The sequence below is a fragment of the Bartonella sp. HY406 genome, assembly GCF_025449315.1.
GTDB lineage: Bacteria > Pseudomonadota > Alphaproteobacteria > Rhizobiales > Rhizobiaceae > HY038.
On sequence record NZ_CP104894.1, the window covers coordinates 122,301 to 140,729 of the forward strand.

Genomic DNA, 18,429 nt, shown 5'->3' on the forward strand with positions numbered 1-18,429 from the left:
GAGGACCATATGGAAACAGATAAGCGGAACCGCAAAAATTTAATGCTGCTCACCATAGCGCAAGCTCTTGGTGCATCAAGTCCGCCAATTATCATTTCCCTTGGTGGTTTGGTGGGGCGCAATTTAAGCGAAAATCCTGCTATCGCCACCCTACCCGTTTCCATCTATCAAGCCGGCGTGGCTTTAAGTGTTGTACCGGCAGCACTGCTTATGCGGCAATTTGGCCGGCGCCATGCCTATTTTTTAGGGGCTGTATTTGGTGTTTTATCAGGTGTTGTTGCTGCTTTTGGTATTATTCATGGTTCGTTTTTTACATTTTGCATAGGCACTTTATTGGCCGGCGTTTATGGCGCCCATGTGCAAAGCTATCGATTTGCAGCAACTGATGATGTAGCGATTAATATGCGTAACCGCGCCATTTCATGGATTATGGTTGGCGGCCTTATTGCCGCAATTATTGGCCCGCAATTAGTCATTTGGACAAGAAATAGTTATGAAGGCATTGAGTTTGCAGGTTCATTCTTTAGTCAAACCTTTCTGGCCTTGCTTGCCTTGCCCGTTTTATTCTTTTACCGCCCAAAAACTAAACGCGAAAGCACCACTCGCAGCGACGAGGTTACCTCATCTAAAACTGCGCCTAAAATTATTGAAATCTTGCGCATTCGAGGCTTTTTATTGGCTGTCATAGCAGGTGCCATTTCTTATGCCTTGATGAGCTTTTTAATGACGGCTACCCCCATGGCCATGCATGACCATAACCATTCAATTAACCATGCCGCTCTTGGTATTCAATGGCATATTTTAGCCATGTTTCTTCCAAGTTTTATAACTGGCCGTTTGATTAATAAATTTGGCGCGGAGCGTATTTCTGCCATTGGTCTTAGCCTTATCATGCTATCAGCTTTGGCGGCGTTAACTGGCTATAGCTTACTAAATTTTTTCAGTGCTTTGATTTTACTTGGCCTTGGCTGGAACTTTGGCTTTATTGGCGCAACATCAATGATAGCAGCTCTATCAACGCCGGAAAACAAGACAAAAATGCAAGGCATAAACGATTTTATTGTTTTTGGCAGCGTTGCACTATCATCGTTTTTATCTGGTACATTATTGCAAAGCGCCGGCTGGGTTTTCATCAATTTGATGGTTTTTCCCATTGTACTTGCTATTCTTATACCGCTTCTTTGGCGGCAAAAAACGATAAAAAAACACGATGGAAAATAATAAAATTGGGTGTAAATAGTCAAGCTATAAAAAGCAAAAACACTAACCTAGAGCGCATTTCGATCTGATTGAATCAGATCAGCGCTCTAATCCGTTGTTTACAACGCATTTTTTGTCCGAAAACCGCATCACACTTTTCAAAAAACGCTCTAATAGGCTGCATGTCCTTCGCCATAAAAATCAATATAAAGCCATTTAAAAATCGCTCCAAATAATAAACCTAGCATAATCGACGAAGTAATAAATGAAAAACCTAATAGTCCAGCCTCGCTATCATGCAAGTAATCACCCCATATAAAAGTTAACAGAAACGATAGTGCAGTTATAACTTGCGTATAAATAAAAATAACCAATGTTTGTTGGTATTTTACTTTTTTAAAAAATTTATAAAGTGGCAAAGCAACGCAAATTAATAGTATTAAATTTATAATTGGCAAGTAAACATCAACTATTAAAAAAAGCGGATAAACCGCCTCTATAAATAGGTTTTTTGAATAATAATCATTTATGTCAATCAAATATATTAAGCTAGCAATCGGCAAAACCATGATGCTAATAAAAAAGCTTAAACAATAGATTTTTATAAAAGTTATCATAAGCCACCCACATAATGTCACAAGAATAATGTGGTATAGTATTTGATAAGATTTAAAAATGTAAAGACCTTTTATTATATTCTATCTTAAAAAATGTGAATGGAAATTTAATAACCGATCTTCCGATAAAGCAAAAATCCTTCGATAATATTTAAGGTTACCCTCCCTTAACTAAGCAAGACCCAAATTAAAAATATCGATTAATCTCTTTTAATAATGCAAGTTACTTACAAGAATTACTTATCATTCCTTAGAATAGCGAATTATTTATGCAAAGCCCCTTAATCGAGCTAGATGAGTTTGACCGTAAAATATTGGATATTTTGCAAGCCAATAATAAAATGCCACAACGGGAAATTGCTAAGGCGGTGCATTTATCTGCACCAGCCATACAAAGACGTATCAAAAAAATGGAGGATTTTGGCATTATCCAATGCAATATTGCTCTATTGGACCCAACAAAATTTGATCAACGCATAACAATCATTACGCAAGTATCTATGGAAAGCGAAAGGCTTGACCTTTATGAAAGTGCAAAAACTTTGTTTCATGCCGCACCCGAAGTGCAACAATGCTATTATGTGACAGGGGATGCTGATTTTATCTTAATTATTACGGTTAAAACCATGCGCGATTATGAGCGATTAACCCGCGAATTATTTTTTGAAAATAATAATGTTAAAAGCTTTCGGACTTTTGTAGCTATGGAGCGGATTAAAACCGGACTTGCAATACCTACCAGTTAAGAGCAATATCCACAAACTAGCATAAAATAATAAAAGCGCATTGATGTTAAAACCAACGCGCTGTTATTATCTTTATTTAACCATTTAATGGAGCGAAACCATATGCTATTCTCCGCGGCGCTCCCGGCCAATGGCATCAGCTGCACGAAGCGCATTAAATACCATTTGTGCGGTAATTGTGCCTAGCTCATTATGGATGGTTTCACCGGCCACCGTTGCAGCTTCGGCTGCTTTCATCAAATCGGCGTCGCTAACATCACCAAGACCAATATCGCCAAGGGTGGTTGGCAAATTGACCAATTCGCAGAAATCAAAAATATGATCAATCAGTTCTGCGTCCTTATCGGTTAGGATAAGGGATGCTAACACACCAATCGTTACTTTTTCACCATGCCAATAATGATGGGTTTCTGGCAATACCGTCAAGCCATTATGGATCGCATGGCAGGCAGCCAAACCGCCGCTTTCAAAACCAAGACCGGAAAGCAAAGTATTGGCTTCAATGATTTTTTCAAGGGCGGGAGTTGGTACACCAGCTTCGCATGACTGGTAGGCAAGTGGGCCATATTCAAGCAAAGTATCAAAGCAAAGCCTTGCTAAACCATAGGCAGTGGTTGAGCCGGGGCGGCCAGTCATATTATTGGCTTTTGACAAGCGGCAAGATTCAGCTTCAAACCAAGTGGCAAGCGCGTCACCAATGCCGGCAGCCAAAAAGCGTACTGGTGCTTTTGCAATAATGGCACTATCTACCAAAACAAGATCAGGATTTTTTGGCAAAAACAAATAACGAGCAAACTCGCCTTTTGGGGTGTAAATAACCGATAAGGCACTGCAAGGCGCATCGGTTGAAGCCAAGGTTGGCACAATAACGACAGGCACTTTTAACGCATGAGCAACTGCTTTTGCGGTGTCTAGGGTTTTGCCGCCGCCAATACCTGCAACCACATCAATTCCTGCAGTCTTTGCCAAACGGTCAATTTCTTCATCACAACATTCACCCGTAAAGACTTCAATCACCGATTGAACCTTATCGCCTAGTCCTTGATTAATTACATTATTATAGTCTTTAGCAACAAAAGGGTCTTCAAGCAGAAGAACTTTTTTTCCCAAACGCGCCAATTCTTCACCAAGCAGCGATAAAGCGTTAGGGCCTTGAATATAGCGTGATGGGAAAATTGTGGTGGTGATCATTTTATGTCCTTTCATTTTGACTATAAAATTTATCGACTAAAACTGGTCGACAATACAAAAGGCTTGCTTTTATGAAATGGGGCAAAAGCACCCTCAATCACATATTGGCAGAGCAATATTGCACCACTATGATGAACATCGTTTTACAATTGTCATCTTGATGTGTAACTTGTAGCTTAACTCTACGCCTAATTTAAAAAATTCATAGCTTTAAATTGGGTTATAGGAAATAAATTATGGGGAAAATGCGCTAATATTTAATCAAGTCACAACAAGCTGATTTTTGGAGGGAAATATGTCAAGAACCTTAGCATTCATATGTAAAAATTCTCGTGAGGAATTGATAAAAAAGGTTACACCTATCGCTTATAAATATAGTCTTTTGACGGATAGCGACGAGGACTATTTCGACTTTTTAGATGAACAAAATGAGTTAAGGCCAATTACTATTAGCGAAGAAAAATTTCCCAACCTTGATGATGGGCAATTGGATATAACCCTTCATGGTGAATTTTATTTTGCCGAACAAGTTTATAAGAAAAAAATATTAAAAGATAACATAAAAAATTACTTTGGTTATTTTATGTATATTCATAGTGATTTAAGCAATGTTGATAAAATTTTATGTCAGCTTGATGATGTCTATACAATGGATAATCAACCGCGCATTATTGTATATGATGATATTAAGCAACAGGTTATTGACAGTAATTATCAATTAGAGTGGTTTTGGAATGATGACAAATTTTGCGTAAAATTACCTGACGATTGGGAAGAATATTACGATGATGTTTATGATGCCTATGATATTAGCGGATTTTTTAAGGGATGAAATTAATAGCATGATTTTTATTTATTTAAAAAAATAAGAGCGTTTTTTTAGCAAATCGCTCTTATTAATGCAATCACTTCATATTTACGCAATTGCACGGCATTGTAAGATTAATAAATAAAATGCCTTAACTATCCATGCCAGTTCCGCCACTTGCACCAAATACTTGTCCGGAGCAATAACTTGCTTCAGCACTTGCTAATAATACATAAAGTGGCGCTATTTCAGCTGGTTGGCCAGCTCTTCCAAGCGGAGTTTGACCGCCAAATTGCGGGATCGAATCCATAGGTGTGCCGCCAGAAGGCTGTAACGGTGTCCAGAAAGGACCCGGTGCCACAGCATTGACGCGAATACCTTTGGGGCCAAGCTGTTTGGCCAATGATTTGGCAAAAGCAACATTAGCAGCTTTAGTTTGTGCATAATCAAACAAGCTCCCAGATGGATCAAAAGCTTGTACAGATGCAGTGATAATAATAGAACCACCTGCTGGAATATATTTTAATGCCGCTTTTGTAACACGATAGGGAGCATAGATATTTGTTTTCATCGTTGCATCAAATGCTTCATCGGTTAAATCAGCAAGAGAGGCAGTGGCTTGTTGGCGACCTGCATTGTTAACAAGAATATCTAAACCACCGAGTTCTTTGGCAGCGTGTTCAACTAACTCGTTACAAAAAGCAAGATCAGTTAAATCGCCTGGAATGGCAACGGCCTTACGTCCAGCTTTTTGAATTAATGCAACAACTTCTTTAGCGTCGCTTTCTTCTGCAGGAAGGTAATTAATTGCAACATCTGCACCCTCGCGTGCAAATGCTATTGCGACAGCACGACCAATTCCACTATCACCACCGGTAATTAAAGCTTTGCGGCCTAATAAACGTTCAGAACCTTTATAAGATTTTTCACCGTGGTCAGGTAACGGGTTCATTTTAGAAGCTAATCCCGGCGGATCCTGTTTTTCGGTAGGATAGCTTGGTTGCGGATAGGCATCTACTGGATTTTTTGGCATTGTCTGTTCAGTTAGGCTATTTCCACCATTAGCCTTTTTTTCGCTAGATGGTGTCTTGGTAATTTCCTCAGTCATAACAATTCCTTTTAAAAGCATTTTTGCTGTCTTAGCTTAAAATTTCAATTTTTGATCAAACCTTATTCGGTCGATCCTTTATAAAAAATTTTACCTAAGTTAATCCAACCCGTGAAACGCTTAAAAGTTCCTTTTAATTTTCAAAAACTTATCTTACTATGTCAAAAAAGTTCGAAATCGTTGTTTTGTTCAACTGTCATAAAAATGGAAAACCCAAATGTTAACCGGCAATCTATTTATTATAAATGTTAAAAATCATACGGAGACATTGGCTATATTGGAACTTTTGACCAAGAAACTCAATATCGCTAATATTGATGAGCATGATAGCAGTTATTATCTAAACGACACTTATTGGAACTTGGATCAAGGTTTTTGGTCGGTCAAATTATTTTATACTGGCTGCTTTGATTGTGAAAACCCAGAAATTAATGGTAAAATCCATTTAGCTGTGGTGGTGAGAAGTCATATATTAACCGATGCCGAATTATCGGCCATTAGCGGTTATCTGATTAAAATACTTGAAACAAAGCATAAAGTTATAATTGAAAGTGAAATATTTCCAGGTCTTTGTGACGAAGAACACGCCTTACTTGCAAAATTTTACATGCAATAATATTAGCATTAGCCACTGCTTTTAAAAGCTAAGTAAAAACACAATGAATATAACGAGGCATGACAGCTAGCAAGACCGCATTATTAGCCCAATAGGAGGTAAAATGGAATTAGACACTTATTTAGAAAAAATAAATTATGGCTATGATGGCATCATTAGGGATATTATTTTTTGCGATAAGTTAGAAAATGTTAAAATTATCGCAACGGTGCGGAACGAAAAAAATGACTGGATTATATTAGAAATTTTCATCAAAAAAATACAAGAGGGAAGATTTAATATATTTAAAAATAGATGTTATAATGTCATATATGATGGTATAAAATATTATAAAATGAGCGGGCTACATTATATCAATTTGGACAGTCCCAACACAATTGAAGAGCTTAAAAATATAGAAACATTTAAAGAAAGTGATTTGTATTTTATAAGTACCAATATAGATTTTTCTATTCAGCCATATGATCAAAATGTAAAAACGGCAGATACAAGCAATTAAATTATGACTGACAAGCAGAACAGCCAAGCTTTGAATGAATTTTTGCAACTTATTGATAATATCTATAAGCGCCCCGGTATGTATTTACCCACCTACCCCACTTTAGATCATCTTTGTTGCTTTATTACAGGATATAACATTGGTAAGGATTTGTCGTTTTTTGATAATTATGATTTTATCACATGGCTTGCAACCAAGCATGGCCTATCCAATAGCCACCATTGGGTAGGGCTTATGAATTATATTTATTTCACCCAAGAAGAAGCTTTCTTACAATTTCCCAAAGTTCTTAAAGAATATTTGTACGAAAAAGGCTTGATTGATGAAACTGTAATTGTTTGATTGGTAATATTTTACTTAATATTTGCTAAAATACAACAAAAAAAGACCAAGGTGAAACTTGGCCTTTAAATGTATCAATGGGTTCAAACTTGCTTACATAGTTATAGATAAGAAAAGACCGGCAATGGTTGCACTCATCAAATTGGAGAGAGTTGCGGCAAAAAGTGCTCTTAAACCTAACTGTGCAATGAGCGAGATACGCTCTGGTGCAACGGCAGAAAATGCACCAATAATAACACCAATTGAACCAAAATTAGCAAAGCCGCATAGGGCAAAAGATACAATGGCAATAGAACGTGGATCGGTCAAAACCGCTGTAGCCTGCATGGTTTGCAATTCCGTATAGGCGACAAATTCATTAATAACCAATTTTTGGCCAATTAAGCTGCCAACACTACTAGCATCTGGCCAGCTAACACCCATAATATATGCAAGCGGTGAAAAAATATAGCCGAGCAGGCCTTGAATGGTGATATCTGCATAACCAACTAGGTTTGCAAGGCCGCCAACAATGCCATTTAATAAAGCAATCATCGCAACAAAAGTCATCACAACCGTTGCAACGCCTGCTGCAATTTTTAAACCAGTTAATGCACCATTTGCCAAAGCTTCAATAATGGTTTTGGCAGGCGTTTCAGAAAATTGAAGATTATCAAATGTGACAACAGATTCTTCTGTTGCAGGGCTTAAAAGTCGTGCAAATAAAATACCGCCGGGGATTGCCATTAAGGATGCTGCTAGCAAATAGTGAATTGGAACGCCAACACCTGCATAAGCAATGAGCATAGCACCAGCAATAGACGCCATACCGCTTACCATAGCGGTAAATAATTCATTGCGATTTAACTGTTTAACAAAAGGCTTAACTGCGGCTGGAATTTCGTTTTGACCTAAAAAAATGGTGGTCACCGCAATAAAAGATTCAATCTTTGAAATTTGAAGCGCTTTTTGGAATAATCCACCCAAAATTTTGATAAGCAATCCCATAATCCGCAGATAATAAAGAATCGAAATCAAGGATGTAACAAAAATAACCGCTGGTAAAACACGAAATGCAAAAATATAACCATAATTACCAAAAGCTGCTGTCATTGGCGCATCTTGAACAAGCCCACCAAACATGAAAACAGCACCAACATCGCTATAATCCATGACCGCTTTTACACCGCGTGATGCAAATTCAAGTATTCTTTGGCCGGCCGGTACATAAAGCATGATGCCACCAAGTATCACTTGCAGAAGAAATGCAGCAATAACCGTTCGGTAGCTAAGTTTTGCTTTATTATTACAAAATAAAAAGCCGATAAACAGCAAGAAAAACATACCGATAAGACTGCGGATAATGTCCATATTATTTCCCTCTTCTCTTTAGCACGGGTGCACCACCATGCTCAAAGCCTGTTTTGCTCCCCCCTTTGAAAACCTTGTCATCAAAGGGGGAATAAAACCCAAAATGAATGACTAAGCGCTGATTATTTGGTATTCTTTAGCAATATTAGAAGCTAAAATTGCATTATTAAAAACCAGTTCAATATTGGATTTTAGGCTATCACCGCCAGTTAGTTCATTAACGCGGGCAAGCAAGAATGGCGTGCTATCTTTTCCAATCACGCCTTGTTCATCAGCTTCTTTTACAGCTTGGTCAATAGCCGCAGCAATGCGTTCTTCTGGCATTGCAAATTGCTGCGGAATTGGATTGGCAATCACCGCGCCGCCTTCAAGACCAATTTGCCATTTGACAAAAAGTGCCTTAGCAATGTCTTTTGCGCTGTCTAACTGAACACTGGTTTCAAAGGGGCTCGTACGGGTGAAAAATGCAGGCAAGGATTTGGTTTTATAACCAATTAGCGGCACGCCGAAGGTTTCAAGATATTCAGTGGTTAATCCTAAATCAAGAATGGATTTTGCACCGGCACAGATAACCGCAACATTGGTTTTAGCTAGCTCTTGCAAATCGGCTGAAATATCAAAGCTTAGGCCTGCACCGCGATGAACACCGCCAATGCCGCCGGTTGCAAAAACTTTAATGCCTGCCATAGCCGCAATAATCATGGTCGAAGCAACGGTTGTTGCACCATTTAGACCACCGGCAACGATAAAAGGCAAATCGCGACGGCTGACTTTAGCAACCTTATGGCCTTCACGACCTAAGAGCTCAATTTCTTCGCGCGACAGACCAACTTTCATTTTGCCGGCAATAATTGCAATGGTCGCAGGTACTGCGCCATTGGCACGCACGGTTTCCTCCACCTTTAATGCCGTTTGCGCATTTTGCGGAAAAGGCATACCGTGAGAAATGATCGTTGATTCTAAAGCAACAATCGGCGCATTGGCGGCGAGCGCTGCCTTTACTTCGTCTGAGATGACAAGAAATTCGTCTGAAATAGCAGCCTTAGGCATCATAGACATGGGATAACTCCAAGAGGTTTAAAACATTTTTGAATGAGAGATCTGGATTATTGGTAAATGGGCTCATCAATGCCATAGACGCGCAGCCTTGAGCAAAATGAACGGCTTTTTGCAAAGGCATGTTTTGCAATTTACAAGCAACAAGCCCCGCCATCATTGCGTCGCCTGCGCCAGTAACATTGACAATATCCGTTTTAATAATTGGCAACCAGCCATTAGCACCATTTTTTTCGCTGTAAAATACCCCCAATTGGCCTGCACTGAGCACAAGATTTTGTAAACCTTGTTCATGAAACCAATCGGCAATTTTTAATGCGTCATCTGGTTGATGAAACACAATATTGCTCAATGTTTGTGCTTCTAATAAATTGGGTTTTAGCGTGTTAATATTGGCTAAAAGAGTTTGAATTTTAGTGCATTTATGCGCTGAGACCGTATCAACAAAAATAGTTGGCAAATCTTTCTGGTTTAACAGCCAATCAAGGCTTGTTTGTTCCAAATTGCAATCAACCACCACGATATTGGCAGCCTTTATTGCATCCATATGGCTTGCAAGCATGGTTTCATCAATGCGGCGAACAATATCCATATCATTAATGGCAATCACCATTTCGCCATGCTCATCAAGCACCGAGAGATAGGTTGAGGTGTTTTCATCATCAAGACGCATGACGCGCGCCATATCAACGCCAATTTGTGCTGTGGTTTTTAAGATATTGTCACCATAAACATCATTGCCAACCGCAGAAATAAGAGAAATATCAACCCCTAAAAGCGCTAAATTATGGGCAATATTGCGGCCAACACCGCCCGAGCTATAGCTAATTTTACCCGGATTTGAATCACTTTTCTTTGGCGGCTGATGAGAGCGACCAGCAATATCTATATTTACCGAACCAATAACAATCACATGGTTTTCTTTTTGCAAGGCTAAATGGTTATTACCATCATCCATAATTAACAACCAAATCTAAATTGTTTCATTTTTATCTAATCTTTATAGCAAAACCTACTATATTTATTATTTGTCAAAATGCAATTAATCACAAACCCTATCATTTTACGGTGGTCTCAAAGCTTTGGTTCAAGCTATTTTAAGTTACACTTTTTTCAAGCGCAAATATTTCTGTTAGGGCAATAAATAATTAGCACGAAGTCAAATTAAGTCACTTCTAAAATAAAGATCAACCATTTGGCAAATTAAATGGTAGATTATTAAGAGATATCCACCTTTTATTAGAAATATGACGAAGAAAATTAGGTTTAACTCTACCAAATATATAAAATTTATTTATGCTCGCCCTGACTAACTGTAGGTGTCATTTGGTTAGCTTTCAATGAAGGATTGAAAAATGGTAAAAGATACACGGCAAAAACTACCTGAAGATTTTCAAAACCTTATAGAAGCTAAAAATTGGCCCGCTATAAAAAACCTTTTTGAAAATACTGATATCAATGCCCGTGACAATACTTATCAGGAAACAGCTCTGTTTTTTGATGGTTTAAGTGACGAAATAACCCTTTGGCTGATTGAACAGGGTATCGATATTAATGCTCGTGACCGTTATGGGCGGACGGTTTTACATCACCGCTCACAAAGATGGCACGAAAACCTTGTTATTTTGCTGGAAAATAACGCCGATGTAAACGCCCTAACCAATGATGGCAATACGCCGCTGCATGAAGCAGTAGCTTTGGGCAATTTAGAAGCGGCGAAAATCTTGGTGGAATTTGGTGCAGATATAAATCTGCGTAATAGCAAAAATTATACGGCGCTAGAATATGGCTTGCAACAATGTAGCAATATTAAAATTGCTGATATGGCTGAACTGGCGGAATTTTTGCTAAAGCTACAAAATATCAATAAAACAAAGAAAAGCTTGAGCGACAAATTAAAAGGGTGGCTTTCTGGCAATAGCATTCATAGCGATGGGCAGCAAATAACAACGCAAACACAGGATTTTGTAAAAACAATTGGCCAAAACTTTGAATTTCACCGCGAAAATTTTAATAAAACTTTGCTTGAAGAAGCAAGCTTTGGTTTAGAAAAGCTCTATCAATTGTTTAATGTCGAACCTATTGGTGTGCGTTTAAAATATGATGGTCATTCACCCATCATTGCTAAAGGTGAAAATTGGCAGCAATGTCATGAATATTTATGGCAATTATTAGTACCATCTAGCGGACCATGCACCACCATGCAAGGCGAAGTTATTCGCATAGCTGGACGCTTGAGCCATGAAATTGAAGGTAATGGCGGAGGCAATTACGACCAAGACTATCAAAAAATGGCGGATGCTTTTTTAAATTATTTAAAAGAAGGGAAAGCCCTATCAAAAGCCCAACTTGATGAAGTCGCCGAGATTATTAACACTATCAAGGATAGTTATACCCCAACAGATCGTTTGACGGAACTCGCGGTGGAATGGGTTGGTTTAAACTCAAACCCTATTCAATTGCCAAAGGTAAATTATAAACGATAATTTAATCAACAATCTGACATTGCAATAAAAGGTGAAGCCAAGAATTGCTAGAAACGAGCCGCAGATCAAGGCAGTCATTTTGCACAAAAGGCAATGAATGGATTGAACGAATAAAAAGCGGTAAAGGTGCATGCCTTTACCGCTTATTCATCTTAATTGCTTGAAAAAGATTCGAGCAATTCTAGATAGGTTTCTTTGGTAAGCTGTGGTTTAAAATCAGATTTTACTTTTTGTGCGCCTTCGCCATCACCATAAAGCAAGTCAATCACCGTCATCGCCATAGCTTGTGCACAGCGAATATAAGCGGTGTCTTCATCAAAGATTTTATAATCCTTGCCATGCAAAGTGCCTTCAATGCCGCCGGCATGGGGGTGGGCAAGTGGTATAATTTGCGATAAATCACCCGTATCGGTACTGCCTGCCATGTGCTTACCTTGGCGAACACGGTCTTTACCTACCAATTCTTCGGCATTTTTTTCAAAAAACGCATTAATATTGCCATCATTATTAAGCGGCAAATAACCTGGAAGATCTTCAATTTCTACTTCCGCACCAATTGCCATTGCACCAGCTTTTAACGCACGATCAATTTTTTTATTGGCATCGATCATTGCGTCAATATTGGCAGCACGCACATAGCTTTCCATGCGCACATCACTTGGCACAACATTAACCAAATCTCCGCCCTTAGTGATAATTGGGTGAAAGCGCACATTGTCTTGATCTTTAAATGTATCACGAATAGCATTAACCCCCATAATGCCCATCATAGCGGCATTAAGAGCATTAACACCTTCATAAGGCGCGGCGGCAGCATGGGCAGGTTGGCCTTTATAGGTGATTAATTTACCGATAAAGCCATTGCTAGTGGTCGATAATTGTAAATAACGCTCATGTTTATTATCGGGCACGACATGCATTTGAATGGCCATATCAACATCATCAAAAGCACCAAGACGGATAAGTTCAGCCTTGCCGCCCAGATATTTAATCTTGCCTTGTTGGCGAAGTTTATTGCGATAGGCAATTTCAACATATTCTTCGGCCGGAACAGCAAATAAAACCACATCGCCGCTTAAATGTTCCATGGCATCAGCATCTTGCAAACCCATGCCAACCGCAATCATTGTTGCAATTTGTACATTATGCCCACAGCAATGGGCAGCGCCGGTAAGTTCATCTGCATTTGGGTGCTCATGGCAGATAATTGCATCTAATTCGCCAATGACAGCAATACTATGATCAGAATTTTTGCCCTTTAACCGAGCTTTTACACCGGTGAGCGCCAATTCTTTTTCATAAGGCAATTGCATGCGCTTAAAGGTTTCTTCTACTTTGGCAGCAGTTTTAACTTCCTTATAGCCAAGCTCCGGCTCATGATAAATGGCGCGGCCAAGGGCAAGAATATCATCGCGGCGCGCTTCAATTGCTGCGCAAACTTTCTTTTTCAGTTCTTCTTTATTCATTATAACACCTCCAAAAATATCTTCTTGACTTTAAGATTTAAATTGCGCCTTCAAGATGTAATGCCCATTGGGCAAGCAATGTCGCACAAATGAATGTACCTGCAATCACTGCAAGTGCAACTGGAATAATGCGCCATGAAATTTTTTTGAACGCTTCTAAATCCTTACCGATGGAAAGCCCTGCATAAGCAAGCACTGGCGTACAAATCGCCAAGAAAGGAACTTGTTTTACATAGGAAGTGATAATTTCGTGATAAGGGAAAATTGGGCTTGATACGAGGATAGCAAACGCAGAGATCCATAAAATGGACGGCAACATGTTGAACAATGGCAATTTTGCAATGATATAGCCGCAAATGCCAACGCCAATAATAATTCCAACGCCGGTCAATGAAACGACTATATCAACATCGCTATAGCCAATATAATGGCCAATAACGATCAATAGCCCGCATAAAATAGTAAGGCAAATAACTTCAAATGTACTCATTTTACCGCACCTTCATTGTTATTATTGCGACCAAATAGGCGGTTTAAAAGTTGATAGAATTTTACAGCAAGGGGAAGTGAAATAAATAGTGCAAAATAAATGCCTAAAATACCGGTCATCAAATTGGCAGCTCCTGCATAAGCAAGAATTTGCTCTTTCATTTCTGGATAAAACTCAATGATTGAACCTGATGCAGCAGCAAGCATACTACCAGAGCCAACCCCCGCACCCATTGCCAAAGCATAGGGGTGAAAGATATCAAGGCTAGCAATTGCGCTTGCAAAAATGCCAATCCACACAGCGCCAAAAACGGTACCGCAAATATACATTGCCATAACGCCGCGCCCTTCAGGAGAATTAAGGCCATATTTTTCAGCAATAATAGCAATATTGCCCTCGCGATCAAGCGAATAGGTGGCGCCTATGGCTTCACGGCCCATGCCAAGCGCTACCGCAATTGGCATACCGATTATGATGGTACCAAAAAAATGACCAAATTCTTGAATGAGTAAGGCAAATTTTGCATTAGCAAGCTCGGGAAGATTGGGGCCAATACCAAGACCAATAGCGGTAATTAATGGAATAAGTACCACGGTGAGCATTTTGCCCGCATTGTCACCTTCTTTAAAGCTAATAATTTTCCATTTTGGAAAACTAATAAAGCCAGAAATGATCATGGCAAAAAGCATTGGAAAAAGTACAATAGCAAATTTGCCAATGGAAAATTTCATGGTGCCAATGGTTTCACATAGCACAACAACCAACAGCGCTATGATATGAAGTTTGACGTTTTTCAAGACAGCCATAGACTTCCCCTATTTAAAAAGATTCTTAATACATTCTTTTGAATAAGCGCAGACCAATATTCAACACAAAAATGTCATATTTCTTTTTAAAAGGTTAATTTCTACAATCAATGTGGTTTTTTTGCCTCGTCATGCTCTAAAACAGTGGTTATTTTGGTAAGCTAAAGCTAAAATTTAGTTGTTAATGCTAAAAGTTGCGCTAGCACTTAGATTTTCATTACAGATTTTTATGCTCCTGTAACATTGTTCTAAAGTTTAGACTCTAATCAAGATGTGCATCTTTCAATGGCATGCAATTTTTAAGCTCATACGTCTTATTGATATAATTAACCACCAAGTGATTAATGATGGTAAGGTCATTTACCAGTCCTTCGGCACAAGTTCACAATCATCTGGTATGAGTTTTAGCCCAATCAATCATTGAAACGATAACGCCGGGCAATCGGCTTTCGCATAAGAGCGAAAAAGGCTATTATAAAAATAGGAACTCGCAAAGGCACAATGAGGCTAAAATAATATTTAAAAAGCCAATATTATGCAATTAATATTCATAGGTTTTAGAATGAATGATTTAATATTATTAAGTACTTATAAATTACTAAAAGACACATTTGGCGATGAACTACCAGAAAAATATTATGAAGCAGTCATAGTTTTAATGTCTGAGGGGTTATGCCATGAAAATCTTATTAAAGCGGTTGGATCTTTTAAAAATATAGGACAAGATCGGGTGGACTGCGATTATCCTAAATTTTTAGCAAAAGAAAACATGCAAAAAATCCAACAAACCGATGAATATCATGAAGCTTTTACCAAACTTCGGGATAATGGATTTTTTGAATGGCTAGAAGAGCCAGATTAAAATTTTTTGCCGATTGATAATGCGCGTAAACAGAAATTTTGAACGAGATTTCCATGTCAGCGATCAATAACCATGTTTTAATTACAATCAATTTGGGTGCAAATAGACTTATTTACTTCAGCCTCAATTAGCTTTAGTCGTTGTTAAATCCATATTGCACCCGTAAAGCATATATAGCTGATTATGCTATAGAGTTTTTAGCGCCTCTTCAGCATCCTTATAGCCTTGTGCTGCCGATAAGCGATACCATTTTTCGGCTTCCGCCAAATTTTTACCAACAGCTTCACCAATTTGATATAATTCACCTAGATTATATTGCGATGCGGGTTCGCCTTGCTCTGCAGCTAAACGGTACCATTTTTCGGCTTCAATAATGTTTTTAACAATACCATCGCCAACGCCATATAAATAACCTAGATTTGCCTGAGCTCGAACATTGCCTTGCTCCGCAGAAAGGCGGTACCATTTGGCAGCTTCCACTTTATCTTCTGCAACACCTTCGCCATAATCATACATATAAGCAACATTATGTTGGGCTTCTTCATGTCCTTGTTCACCAGCTAATCGAAACCATTTAATCGCTTCCAATTTATCTTCATCAACGCCATTGCCTAAATCATAAAAACAACCAAGACTAAATTGTGCTTCCACATCGCCTTGATCTGCGGCAAGGCGACACCATTTCAGTGCTTCGTGTAAATTATAGTCAACACCAACGCCTGAAACATAAAGTTTAACCAAATAAGACTGGGCAGCAGCTTCCCCTTGTTCAGCGGCACGTAAAAACCAAAATGCTGCTTGCGCACTGTCTTGCTTTAAGCCAATTCCCTCTTCATAAAGGCTACCAAGCACAAATTCTGCCTCGGCAAAGCCCTGCTCTGCAGCAAGGCGCACCAATTTTACCGCCTCTTTTTCATTATAGGCAACACCTTCACCTTTTAAATATAAACGCGCAAGATAGAGCTGTGCATTGGGAAAATTTTTTGCAGCCACCAATTTATAAAGCCTAGCCGCCTCTGCCTTATCCTCATCAACCCCTAAGCCCATTTCATAAAGCAAAGCCAAGTCAAATTGGGCATAGGCATAATCTTGATCGCTAGCAAGCTGATATAAGCGTGCGGCTTCAACATAATTTTGCGGCACAAGATCCCCATATTGGTATAATGAGGCCAAATTATATTGTGCAAGTACGTAGCCATTATCAGCGGCAAGATGCAACCACTTGACTGCCTCTTCAAGATTAACCGCAACACCCTCACCGCTATAGAAAATATAACCAAGCTGATATTGTGCTTCTGCATCGCCCTTTTCCGCTAAGTTGCGTAAAGCAGTTATATTCGCGTCATTAGAAAGCGAACCCATTAAATCATCCCCTGCATTTTTTAACCTTGTACCTTTACATCAGCATCTATTCTGAATCTAATGTTACATATCCTTGTAAATAAGATATCCTTACCCCCGCTCATAGCGTGGTCGTTAAAGCGCTTTTAATGCCTTTTCAGCCTCGCTGTCGCCGTGCTCTGCCGCTAAGCGGTACCAGTGGGCGGCTTTCTCCTTATCTTGCTCTACGCCATCACCATTTTGATATAATTCAGCTAAATTAAATTGCGCGTCACCATCGCCTTGCTCCGCCGCTAAGCTATACCATTTAGCTGCTTGCGCCTTGTCTTGAGGCAAACCTTCGCCCTCACTATACATGTAGCCTAAATTAAATTGCGCGACAGGATGTCCTTGCTGTGCCGCCAATAAATACCATTTAGCCGCTTGCGCCTTGTCTTCTTCAACGCCATCGCCATTATCATAAAGGCATGCAAGAACAAATTGCCCTTCTTCATCGCCTTGCTCTGCGGCAAGACGCGCCCATTTTGCAGCTTCCATCAAATCTTGCTCAACATTTTCGCCTTCAAGATACATTTTAGAAATAGCTAATTGAGCAGCTGAATTTCCGGTCTCTGCTGCCAAACGATACCATTTTTCAGCCTCTTGCATATCCTTGTCAATGCCTAAGCCATGTTCATAAATATAGGCTAAATTATATTGGGCAAATTCATAACCTTGCTCGGCTGCAAGCTGGTATAATCTTAAGGCATCTTGGTTGTCTTTGGTTGCTAACGCTCCACTATGATAAAGCGCTGCCAAATTAAATTGAGCAACAACATCGCCTTGCTCGGCAGCAAGACTATACCATTTTTCAGCTTCATTATTATCTTGGGTGACACCGTCGCCATCGGCATACATCACACCCAAATCGCATTGGGCCTCTGCATAGCCTTGCTCTGCGGCAAGAGTAAGCCATTTTACCGCCTCTTGCTTATCTTGCTCAACCCCTTTACCGGTATCATAAAAACTACCAAGTATAAATTGCGCTTCGGCAAGACCTTGTTCGGCCGCAAGCTGCAACCATTTTACGGATTGCTGCAAATCATAGGCAACGCCTTCGCCTTCAAAATACATTTTGGCAAGGTTTAACTGTGCATTGATCTCGCCTTGAGCTGCGGCAAGTTTAAACCATTTGGCAGCTTCTACCTTATCTTGCGCAACGCCGTGACCTTCGTCATAAATGACCGCCAAATTATTTTGCGCGCTTGCATCGCCATTTTCGGCCTCACTGCGAAGAGCTGCGATATTTGCGTCATTTGAAGCTGAACCCATCAGATAAATCCTTGTATTTTTAAATTGTTTAAATCTCGGCATTTTTAAAACGCAAGCGTTTTGACCATAGAGTAGTTTTGCGACACTGTGAAGCTATACGCACTAAAAATATATATTGAAGATAAACATCAAGG

General features: G+C 39.3%; 19 protein-coding genes. 8 read left to right on the forward strand and 11 right to left on the reverse strand.

Going from position 1 to position 18,429, the window contains the following annotated elements; translation table 11 throughout:
- Nucleotides 1-9: 9 nt before the first annotated feature.
- Nucleotides 10-1,221 (forward strand): MFS transporter, encoded by a 1,212-nt coding sequence (locus tag N6B01_RS14335; protein WP_262080724.1) that lies wholly within the window; start codon nt 10-12, stop codon nt 1,219-1,221.
- Between the two features lie 149 nt (nt 1,222-1,370).
- Here the strand turns inward: N6B01_RS14335 and N6B01_RS14340 are convergent, their stop codons facing one another.
- Nucleotides 1,371-1,817 carry a hypothetical protein gene (locus tag N6B01_RS14340; protein WP_262080726.1) on the reverse strand — a complete coding sequence of 149 codons (447 nt, stop codon included), beginning with the start codon at nt 1,815-1,817 and terminating at the stop codon, nt 1,371-1,373.
- A gap of 269 nt (nt 1,818-2,086) precedes the next feature.
- Here N6B01_RS14340 and N6B01_RS14345 point away from each other — a divergent pair, with 269 nt between their 5' ends.
- The gene (locus N6B01_RS14345; protein WP_262080727.1) at nt 2,087-2,563 is read left to right on the forward strand and encodes an Lrp/AsnC family transcriptional regulator; all 477 of its coding nucleotides are present in this window, start codon (nt 2,087-2,089) and stop codon (nt 2,561-2,563) included.
- 105 nt (nt 2,564-2,668) lie between these two features.
- On the opposite strand, the gene N6B01_RS14350 is transcribed toward N6B01_RS14345, so the two are convergent.
- On the reverse strand, nt 2,669-3,754 hold the full coding sequence (locus N6B01_RS14350; protein ID WP_262080729.1) for a glycerol dehydrogenase: 1,086 nt from the start codon (nt 3,752-3,754) through the stop codon (nt 2,669-2,671).
- Nucleotides 3,755-4,049: 295 nt separating this feature from the next.
- Between N6B01_RS14350 and N6B01_RS14355 the strand changes: the two genes are divergently transcribed.
- The gene (locus N6B01_RS14355; RefSeq protein WP_262080731.1) at nt 4,050-4,586 is read left to right on the forward strand and encodes a hypothetical protein; all 537 of its coding nucleotides are present in this window, start codon (nt 4,050-4,052) and stop codon (nt 4,584-4,586) included.
- A 127-nt stretch (nt 4,587-4,713) separates the two neighbouring features.
- Here the strand turns inward: N6B01_RS14355 and N6B01_RS14360 are convergent, their stop codons facing one another.
- On the reverse strand, nt 4,714-5,595 hold the full coding sequence (locus N6B01_RS14360) for an SDR family oxidoreductase (RefSeq protein WP_262080914.1): 882 nt from the start codon (nt 5,593-5,595) through the stop codon (nt 4,714-4,716).
- A gap of 292 nt (nt 5,596-5,887) precedes the next feature.
- Between N6B01_RS14360 and N6B01_RS14365 the strand changes: the two genes are divergently transcribed.
- The 3 genes from N6B01_RS14365 to N6B01_RS14375 all read left to right on the forward strand — a co-directional run bounded on the left by N6B01_RS14365 (nt 5,888) and on the right by N6B01_RS14375 (nt 7,127).
- Nucleotides 5,888-6,286, forward strand: coding sequence for a hypothetical protein (locus N6B01_RS14365; protein ID WP_262080732.1), 399 nt, complete (start codon nt 5,888-5,890; stop codon nt 6,284-6,286).
- Between the two features lie 103 nt (nt 6,287-6,389).
- Nucleotides 6,390-6,785, forward strand: a complete 396-nt coding sequence (locus tag N6B01_RS14370) for a hypothetical protein (protein WP_262080733.1) — start codon at nt 6,390-6,392, stop codon at nt 6,783-6,785.
- A gap of 3 nt (nt 6,786-6,788) precedes the next feature.
- Complete coding sequence (locus N6B01_RS14375; protein WP_262080734.1) at nt 6,789-7,127, forward strand: hypothetical protein; 339 nt, start codon at nt 6,789-6,791, stop codon at nt 7,125-7,127.
- A gap of 93 nt (nt 7,128-7,220) precedes the next feature.
- Here N6B01_RS14375 and N6B01_RS14380 read toward each other — a convergent pair whose 3' ends face one another.
- The 3 genes from N6B01_RS14380 to N6B01_RS14390 all read right to left on the reverse strand — a co-directional run bounded on the left by N6B01_RS14380 (nt 7,221) and on the right by N6B01_RS14390 (nt 10,464).
- Nucleotides 7,221-8,477 carry a NupC/NupG family nucleoside CNT transporter gene (locus tag N6B01_RS14380; protein ID WP_262080736.1) on the reverse strand — a complete coding sequence of 419 codons (1,257 nt, stop codon included), beginning with the start codon at nt 8,475-8,477 and terminating at the stop codon, nt 7,221-7,223.
- A 111-nt stretch (nt 8,478-8,588) separates the two neighbouring features.
- Nucleotides 8,589-9,527, reverse strand: coding sequence for a pseudouridine-5'-phosphate glycosidase (locus N6B01_RS14385; protein ID WP_182419972.1), 939 nt, complete (start codon nt 9,525-9,527; stop codon nt 8,589-8,591).
- Complete coding sequence (locus N6B01_RS14390; protein ID WP_262080916.1) at nt 9,520-10,464, reverse strand: PfkB family carbohydrate kinase; 945 nt, start codon at nt 10,462-10,464, stop codon at nt 9,520-9,522. The genes N6B01_RS14385 and N6B01_RS14390 overlap by 8 nt, the downstream gene beginning before the upstream one ends.
- Before the next feature lie 424 nt (nt 10,465-10,888).
- Here N6B01_RS14390 and N6B01_RS14395 point away from each other — a divergent pair, with 424 nt between their 5' ends.
- Entirely contained in the window at nt 10,889-12,019 is a 1,131-nt protein-coding gene (locus tag N6B01_RS14395; protein ID WP_262080738.1) for an ankyrin repeat domain-containing protein, read from the forward strand.
- A 152-nt stretch (nt 12,020-12,171) separates the two neighbouring features.
- On the opposite strand, the gene N6B01_RS14400 is transcribed toward N6B01_RS14395, so the two are convergent.
- Genes N6B01_RS14400 through N6B01_RS14410 form a run of 3 tightly spaced genes read right to left on the reverse strand, consistent with a single transcriptional unit; the run spans nt 12,172 to nt 14,781 of the window.
- The gene (locus tag N6B01_RS14400) at nt 12,172-13,485 is read right to left on the reverse strand and encodes an amidohydrolase (RefSeq protein WP_262080739.1); all 1,314 of its coding nucleotides are present in this window, start codon (nt 13,483-13,485) and stop codon (nt 12,172-12,174) included.
- A gap of 37 nt (nt 13,486-13,522) precedes the next feature.
- On the reverse strand, nt 13,523-13,975 hold the full coding sequence (locus N6B01_RS14405) for a hypothetical protein (protein WP_262080741.1): 453 nt from the start codon (nt 13,973-13,975) through the stop codon (nt 13,523-13,525).
- Complete coding sequence (locus tag N6B01_RS14410) at nt 13,972-14,781, reverse strand: DUF3100 domain-containing protein (protein WP_182419820.1); 810 nt, start codon at nt 14,779-14,781, stop codon at nt 13,972-13,974. Before N6B01_RS14410 ends, N6B01_RS14405 begins: the two co-directional genes overlap by 4 nt.
- A 562-nt stretch (nt 14,782-15,343) precedes the next feature.
- Here N6B01_RS14410 and N6B01_RS14415 point away from each other — a divergent pair.
- Nucleotides 15,344-15,643 (forward strand): hypothetical protein, encoded by a 300-nt coding sequence (locus N6B01_RS14415; RefSeq protein ID WP_262080744.1) that lies wholly within the window; start codon nt 15,344-15,346, stop codon nt 15,641-15,643.
- 186 nt (nt 15,644-15,829) lie between these two features.
- On the opposite strand, the gene N6B01_RS14420 is transcribed toward N6B01_RS14415, so the two are convergent.
- Both N6B01_RS14420 and N6B01_RS14425 read right to left on the reverse strand, forming a co-directional pair.
- Complete coding sequence (locus N6B01_RS14420; RefSeq protein ID WP_262080746.1) at nt 15,830-17,005, reverse strand: tetratricopeptide repeat protein; 1,176 nt, start codon at nt 17,003-17,005, stop codon at nt 15,830-15,832.
- A gap of 114 nt (nt 17,006-17,119) precedes the next feature.
- Nucleotides 17,120-18,295, reverse strand: coding sequence for a tetratricopeptide repeat protein (locus N6B01_RS14425; RefSeq protein ID WP_262080748.1), 1,176 nt, complete (start codon nt 18,293-18,295; stop codon nt 17,120-17,122).
- Nucleotides 18,296-18,429: the final 134 nt, after the last annotated feature.